Origin of the sequence: Streptomyces boluensis (genome assembly GCF_009908195.1) — a bacterium.
Lineage (GTDB): Bacteria > Actinomycetota > Actinomycetes > Streptomycetales > Streptomycetaceae > Streptomyces > Streptomyces boluensis.
On the sequence record NZ_JAAAHS010000407.1, the window covers coordinates 1 to 6,456 of the forward strand.

Annotated in this window: 10 protein-coding genes; 3 read left to right on the forward strand and 7 right to left on the reverse strand. The window is 68.2% G+C overall.

Going from position 1 to position 6,456, the window contains the following annotated elements; genetic code table 11:
- Nucleotides 1–256 precede the first annotated feature (256 nt).
- Nucleotides 257–652, forward strand: a complete 396-nt coding sequence (locus GUY60_RS32200; RefSeq protein WP_312866500.1) for a hypothetical protein — start codon at nucleotides 257–259, stop codon at nucleotides 650–652.
- 205 nt (nucleotides 653–857) lie between these two features.
- Here GUY60_RS32200 and GUY60_RS32205 read toward each other — a convergent pair whose 3' ends face one another.
- Entirely contained in the window at nucleotides 858–1,019 is a 162-nt protein-coding gene (locus GUY60_RS32205) for a hypothetical protein (RefSeq protein WP_161704325.1), read from the reverse strand.
- A gap of 298 nt (nucleotides 1,020–1,317) precedes the next feature.
- Nucleotides 1,318–3,111, reverse strand: a complete 1,794-nt coding sequence (locus GUY60_RS32210) for an amidohydrolase (protein WP_161704327.1) — start codon at nucleotides 3,109–3,111, stop codon at nucleotides 1,318–1,320.
- A 58-nt stretch (nucleotides 3,112–3,169) separates the two neighbouring features.
- Between GUY60_RS32210 and GUY60_RS32215 the strand changes: the two genes are divergently transcribed.
- Nucleotides 3,170–3,787 carry a TetR/AcrR family transcriptional regulator gene (locus tag GUY60_RS32215; RefSeq protein ID WP_161704329.1) on the forward strand — a complete coding sequence of 206 codons (618 nt, stop codon included), beginning with the start codon at nucleotides 3,170–3,172 and terminating at the stop codon, nucleotides 3,785–3,787.
- 587 nt (nucleotides 3,788–4,374) lie between these two features.
- Here GUY60_RS32215 and GUY60_RS32220 read toward each other — a convergent pair.
- The 4 genes from GUY60_RS32220 to GUY60_RS32235 all read right to left on the reverse strand — a co-directional run bounded on the left by GUY60_RS32220 (nucleotide 4,375) and on the right by GUY60_RS32235 (nucleotide 5,466).
- Nucleotides 4,375–4,515, reverse strand: coding sequence for a hypothetical protein (locus GUY60_RS32220; RefSeq protein WP_246235927.1), 141 nt, complete (start codon nucleotides 4,513–4,515; stop codon nucleotides 4,375–4,377).
- Nucleotides 4,516–4,608: 93 nt separating this feature from the next.
- Nucleotides 4,609–4,938 (reverse strand): esterase, encoded by a 330-nt coding sequence (locus tag GUY60_RS32225; RefSeq protein ID WP_161704331.1) that lies wholly within the window; start codon nucleotides 4,936–4,938, stop codon nucleotides 4,609–4,611.
- A gap of 89 nt (nucleotides 4,939–5,027) precedes the next feature.
- Nucleotides 5,028–5,252 carry a MoaD/ThiS family protein gene (locus GUY60_RS32230; protein ID WP_161704332.1) on the reverse strand — a complete coding sequence of 75 codons (225 nt, stop codon included), beginning with the start codon at nucleotides 5,250–5,252 and terminating at the stop codon, nucleotides 5,028–5,030.
- Nucleotides 5,253–5,292: 40 nt separating this feature from the next.
- Nucleotides 5,293–5,466: a hypothetical protein gene (locus GUY60_RS32235; protein WP_161704334.1), complete on the reverse strand. Its 174-nt coding sequence runs from the start codon at nucleotides 5,464–5,466 to the stop codon at nucleotides 5,293–5,295.
- A 219-nt stretch (nucleotides 5,467–5,685) separates the two neighbouring features.
- On the opposite strand from GUY60_RS32235, the gene GUY60_RS32240 reads away from it, so the two are divergent.
- Nucleotides 5,686–5,952, forward strand: coding sequence for a hypothetical protein (locus GUY60_RS32240; RefSeq protein WP_161704336.1), 267 nt, complete (start codon nucleotides 5,686–5,688; stop codon nucleotides 5,950–5,952).
- Nucleotides 5,953–6,239: 287 nt separating this feature from the next.
- Here the strand turns inward: GUY60_RS32240 and GUY60_RS32245 are convergent.
- Nucleotides 6,240–6,456 (reverse strand): hypothetical protein (locus tag GUY60_RS32245; protein WP_161704338.1); only part of this gene is annotated, 217 nt, incomplete at its 5' end.

A 6,456-nucleotide genomic window follows, 5' to 3' on the forward strand; every position in this document is an offset into this window, starting at 1 on the left:
CCCAGGCGAGGCTCCCCGTCGCCCGCAGTCCGGCACCCGCCCGACCAAGTCCTCGGCCAACCGCACCAGTGAACGGAACACCTCTGCAGCGGCGGTCCGCCCTGCTGCCTCCGACCCGCGCAGCCGCCCACCGCGCCGCTGAGCAGAGTCCAGAAGGCCGCTCGCCGACCGGCCGGACACCACGAAACTCCTGGACAGCCGATTCTCCGGCTGTTACGGATGGGAACAGAAGGCCCACGACCGGAAGTTGACGCTCGTGCTCAGAACCACCGACCGCACCACAGAGCCGGCACCAGTGCTGCCCGTCCTCCCCGCCGGTAACGACCCCCTGCTGCAACTCGAATACGAGACGCAGCCGGCCACCGGGCCCGGCGCGACCCGCTGCCTCAGCCACCCTCACGAGCTGGCCTTCGGTGGCATCCCCGCGACGTGCTCGGCCTGCCGGGCCCGACGCGACTGGCTGCTCATCAACCACGGCCGCAACGTCTGGATCCGCTGCCGGTGCGGCAACCAGTGGCTCGAACCCGAAATCAGCCGCGCAGACTTCGACGAACTGATCGACAGCCCGGACGTCACGAACTACCCCAGCGTCGAGCAGTGCCTCGTCGCACTCGGCTTCGACGGCGCCTTCTCCGGTATCTACCTGAAGTAGGCGAGCAAGCGACCAAACGCCGAGGAGCGTCACCGACGAATCGGCGGCGCTCCTCGGCGCTTCAGGTGTGTGGTTGTGTTCACGAGAAGGCTCTCGTGAACACAACCACAGATCAGCTGGTGTCTGCTCCGACACCCGTGACGCAGCGCCCCGCCGGGCAGCACCGGCCGCGGTCAGGGGTTATATGGGCGTCAGGGCGTTGTCGTCACAGGTTCACGATGCGCTCGACGGTGTCGGCGAACTCCCGCAACGGCCGGATCTGCGCCTGCCGGCGGGCGTGGATCCACACGTCGCTCACGTCGGTGCTGGCGGGCTCGGCTGCGTACCTGGCCGTCCTCTCGGACTCCTCCTCGTACCGGTTCGCCATCTCCCGTGCGTCGGAGGCCCTGGAAATGGCGCTGTTGATCTGGGCGCGGTCCTGCTGGCTCTATTCACGAGTCGTGGTTCTGGCTCAACTTCTGTGGTGACGGCTCGACGATCGGTTCACCGGGATGCCGAACGTTGGGACCCAGCAGGTCAGTCCATTGGTCCGACGCGGGCACGGGCGCGTACGGCCCAGCTCCACAGAAGTTGAGCCAGAACCCGAGTCGTGACGTCAGTTGCTCACGCTGTCCTTCGACAACGAAGTTGGTCGACGACGAGCTGTTGACCTGAGGTGGCAAGTCTCAGTCGAGTCTGGTGCTGCCGTGCACGACCTTGCCGCCGACCACGGTCAACAGCACCTTGGTCTGGGCTATCTCCTCGCTGGGCACCTTCACCACGTTCCGGTCCAGCACGATCAGGTCGGCGAGTTTGCCCTTCTCCAGGGAGCCGGTCTCCTTCTCCTGTCGTAGCTGGTAGGCGCCGTTGAGGGTGGCGGCGCGCAGGGCGGCGGCTCGAGTCAGCCGCTGGTGCGGGGTCATCGGGCCCTGCTTGGCGTACGGGCTGTCGGGGGTGGCGGTGCGGGTGATCACGGTCTTGATGGCGGTCCACTCGTCGAGCGGGTCCACCGGCCAGTCGCTGCCGAGCGTGATCCGGCCGTGGTGGTGGTTGATGTCGCCCTCCGGCTCGTAGTGCGACCAACGCTTGGCACCCAGGTAGGGCTTGACGGAGTCCACCGAGTCCGGGGCAGGCTTGGCCCAGTGGAAGCCCATGGCTGCACACACGTTGAGCCGGCCGAACCGGGGGACGTCCTTGGGGTTGACCAGTTCCGCGTGCGCCACTGTGGGGCGGGTGTCCTGGTCGCCCTGTTCGCGGAGGTGGGCGAAGGCGTCCAGGGCGGTACGTACTGCTCGGTCGCCGATGGCGTGGATGTGCGGGTCGAAGCCGGCCTTGGCCAGCTTGTGGACGGTGTTGTTGAGCTTCTCCGGCTCCCAGTAGTGCTCGCCCTTCTTCTTCCCGTGCACCCAGTCGTTGTGCTTGTGCACCAGGTACGGCTCCAGCAACGCCGCGGTCTGGGCCGGGTGTTGGAGCACCCCGTCCAGGAACAGCTTGGCGTTGTGTACCGCGACGGCGGGGCGGGTTTCGGTACGGCCGGCGTGGTAGCGGCGGCGCAGTCGGTGCAGTTCCTTGACCGGGTCCTTCGCGGAGACCTCGACCACCGGGGCGAAGTGGGGTCGGGCGGTGAGTTCGCCCTGCTCGGCGAGGGTGGTGAAGGCGCGGAGGGCGTTCTCGTCGGAGAAGGCGTCCATGAAGGTGGTCACGCCCTGTTCGGCCAGGGCGGTCAGGGCCCTGCGGGCGACCTTCACGTGGTCCTTGGTGGTCGGCTCGGGGAGTTTGGACCGGACCAGTTTGTCGGCGCCGTCCTCCAGGAGGCCGTTCGGTTCGCCGTCCTCGCCGTGACCGATCTTGCCGCCGGTTGGGTCCTTGGTCTTGGCGGTGATCCCGGCGATCTCCAGGGCGCGGCTGTTGAGCAGCAGCGTGTGTCCGTCGGTGGACTGGACCATGATGGGGCGCTTGGTGTCCAGCTTGTCGAGGTCGGCCTTGGTCAGCTTGGTGCCGGCGGGGCGCATGGCCTGGGCGTACCAGTGGTTGACCTGGACCCAGGCGTCGGGCTCGGAGTTCTTGGTCTTGTCGATGTACGCCTGGATCCTGTCCTGGAACTGCTTCACCGTCAGTGACTCGTAGTCCAGGTCGCAGCCGAGCAGCGCCTGGCCGCCGTCCATCGGGTGCAGGTGTCCGTCGTGCAGACCCGGCATCACCATCCGGCCCTTCAGGTCCACGACCTTGGTGCCCTTGCCGATGTGCGGGGCGACGCCCTTGGTGTTGCCGACGTAGGTGATCCGGCCGCCGGTGACGGCCAGGGCCTGGTGCACGCTGTTCTGGTCGTCGACGGTGTAGACGTAGCCGTTCTTCAGCACCAGGTCGGCGGGCCGGTCGTGTTCCTCACCGGGCGGGCTGCACCCCTCGGTGACGGTCACCGCCACTGCAGTGGCACCGGCGGCGGCCAGGACGGTCCGGCGACGCGGGCTACTCTCCATGGGAATCTCCTCGGAACATGCGGCGTGTGGGGACGCATCAGGGCGAACGGTGTGGTGGATGGCTGAGCAGGGCGGCAGGGGCAACCGGACGCAGGAGCGCGGGCGACAGGCGCGGCGCAAAGTGGTGGAGGCGGCGCTGTCGGTGATAGCGGAGCGGCCTGTGGCAGAGATCCAGGTGCAGCAGATCGCGGAGCGGGCGGGGATGAGCCCGGCGCGGGTGCTCTACTACTTCTCCTCCAAGGACCAGATCCTGGCCGAGACCTTTCGCTGGAGCGAGCGTCAGCTGGCGGAGCGTCGGGCGCAGGAGTTCGCGAAGGTCGCCGACCCGGAAGGACGGTTGGAGCGTTTCGTCTGGTTGTACCTGCCCACGGACCGACACGACGTCTCCTGGAAGCTCTGGCTCGAAGCCTGGCTGCGTGCGGTGTCGAACGACGACATGAGCCGCACGGCGGACGCGATCGACAGTGCCTGGATGCAGGACCTGGCCGAGATCGTCCGGGACGGCGTGGCGGACGGGATGTTCCGCCCGGTGGACGCTGCGGCGTTCCTGCCCTCGTTCAACGCTCTGTTGGACGGACTTGCGGTGCACGTGCTCATTGGTCGGGTTGACCGGAAAGCCGCGGTACGAACCGCGCTGGAGCACGCCACCCGGGAGTTGCTACCTCCTGGAATCTGAATCTGATTTAAGTTCGGCGAGTATGGCGGCAGGGCGGTTATGGCGTCAACAACTTTGCGTGGTGAATCGGACGCTCTCCGTACCCTGCGTGGGGGCAGCCAACTTCGGCCGGAAAGTGGACAGTTGGGGCCGGGCGCGAAAGCGGCTACAGGGGAGGGCGGTAGATGATGCGGATACCGTCCGGCATCCCCGTCGCCCGGGGCAGCCGCGGGTTGACCCGCAGGGCGTGCAGGGCGGGCCGGAAGGCGGACAACCAGCGCAGGCCCGGACCCACGTCGGCGGTCAGTCACAGGTGCGTCAACCGCCCGGTCGTCGCAGGCCAGCACCAACCCGAGAAATGGCGCCACCCTTCGGTCACCGAAACGGCCGTACCGGAACCGCATCCTCGAACCTGGGCATGGCGCAGTCCAGACGCGGACGCCGCCGACGCCCGCGCTAATAGCCGAGGAACGGGATGGCCATGCAGCCCAGTTGGTTGGCGAGCAGCGCGGCCCACACGGCCCATAACGTGCGATCGAACCCACCGCCCCAGCGGCGGGCCCATTCACGGACCCCTACCGCCAGGCCAGTTGTGGTGTTCGTGGACATCACGGGCAGTACGTGGGCCGGTTGAAGGCACTGGCCAGCATCAGCTCAATGACCCGGCTGAAGCCGAGCCCCGATGCCTCCGCCAACGCGGCCAGGTTTCCTTGGCGTGTCAGACCCGGCACCGTGTTCATCTCCAGCATCACAGGTCCCTGCTAGCTGAGCATGGAGTCGAAACGGGCGATGCCGTGGCAGCTGCAGGCTTCCCACGCTCTCAGCGCCAGATCGGTTCTCGGTCAGACCTCGGCGAGGCGATTCGAGAGGTCGAGGGCGTCGGTCGCGAACGCCAGGGCGCCGCAGAGGCCGATCACCTCGTGGACGGTCGGACGGACCAGGTGCGGCCAGTCGTCCGGGGCGGCGGGCCGGGAGGCGAGATGCACTTCGGCGGTGGCCAGGCCCAGGTGGGCGGTGACGTTCCAGCCCGTGAGGGAGGCGGGCTCCCATTGCAGGCGGATGCGGCCGAGGGGAAGTCTCGGAGTTCCGGCGGCCAGCCACGTGACGTCGAGCGGGCCGTCGGGCCGGGCGGAGACGCGCTGGACCAGCGCGCCGCGTACGCCGCCCGGCATGGGGCGTACGGCGAGACCGCGCAGCGGGAGGACGGACGAAGGATGGGGTCGCGACGAGATGGAAGCCTCCGTGGTGTTGATGGGGCCGGTCAGGCCCAGGCGAGGGCGTCGCCCACCGCCGTCGGGAGGTAGTCCTCCTGGCCGTCGTCGGCGATGAACGCCTTGCCGTCCCGCACGACTACATCGGCCCCCACGTAGTGGGCGAAGGGGAAGTCGGGGTTGACGGCGAGGCGAATCGGCAGGTTGGGGTCGAGCCCCTGGAGCTGGCGGAGCAGGTGGCCGACGGTCAGGTACTGGGGTAAGGAAACCTCCAAGAGTGGAACGGGAAGAGGGGGCTGGGTTGGTGGTGGCGCGTCAGGAGGCGTCGAGGCGAGGCAGGTTGCGAAGGACTTTCGGCCCCTCGGTGTGGTCGGCGAGGTGCCGAAGGCGGCACTCGTTGACGTAGCCCTTGCCGCGATCCTTCATCTCCCAGTGGTTTTCCACGGTGGGCCGGACGACGGTGGGGAGGAGGGTGGCGGAGGCGCTCATGGTTGGACCACCCCTTCGTTGACCTGCGGTTTTTCCCGACACTCGTACGTTGGCATGCGCCATGCCGAAGTACGTAGTCGTTTCCAGGGGAGTGACGTCTGCCGTGGGCGAACTGGAAGCCGTCAGCAGGCAGTCAGCGGCACGGGAATGGATCGGCGAACCCGGTTGTCATACCTGGGTTGCGGTGACGGGCCGCGCGGCGGCGAAGGGGGAGCAGAGATGGCCGAGGCGAGCAAACACTGGGACGGAGCCGGGCTGGAGCGCAAGATCCGCGCTTCCGGGCGGCCGTGGACAGTGGGCGACATCGCGATGGTCGCCGACGGCCAGTGGGGTGTTGGCGCACAGCCGAGCAGGTGGCTGGACGAGGAGACGGTCGTGGGCCACAGGGCAGCGGAAGGACGACGAGTCGAGCTGACGGTGGAGGAGCTGGCCCGCGCGGTGGGCACCTGCATCGAGGATGCCCAACACGGCGAGGATCTCGCCTGACCGCTCAGCGACGCGGGTGCTGATGGCCCGGCCACGGCTGTAGGAGTGGGTCGGGCACCTGGCCTCCGGTCCGGTTCGTAGAAGGCCGGTACGTACTCGGGCCGGGGCAGGGCGTGCAGACGGTCCTGGTGAACGGCCACCGCGTTGTCGGTGATGGCCAGGGCCGTACGGGTTTGCATGGCCGAGTGCAGGAGCGGGTCCTCGCAGGCGCGTCGGACCGCGAGGGCAGCACTGGGGGCCGACCGGTCGGCTTCGACCGGCGATCTGCGTGCGTCACCGCCTGACGTTCAGGTGCTGGACTGCGTGCCCTTGGCGGACTTCGTCTTCAGCAGGCTGATGCCGAAGCCCAGGACCGTGATCCCGAAGAAGCACAGCAACAGGCCGCCGATCTTGGCTTCGGCTTCGGTGTCCGCGCTGCGCCCCGTGTTCGCGGAGCTGGCGACGACAGCGGCCGGATCGGCGACTGCACTGATCCCGCCGTACAGCAGGCCCACCGCAAGGAGA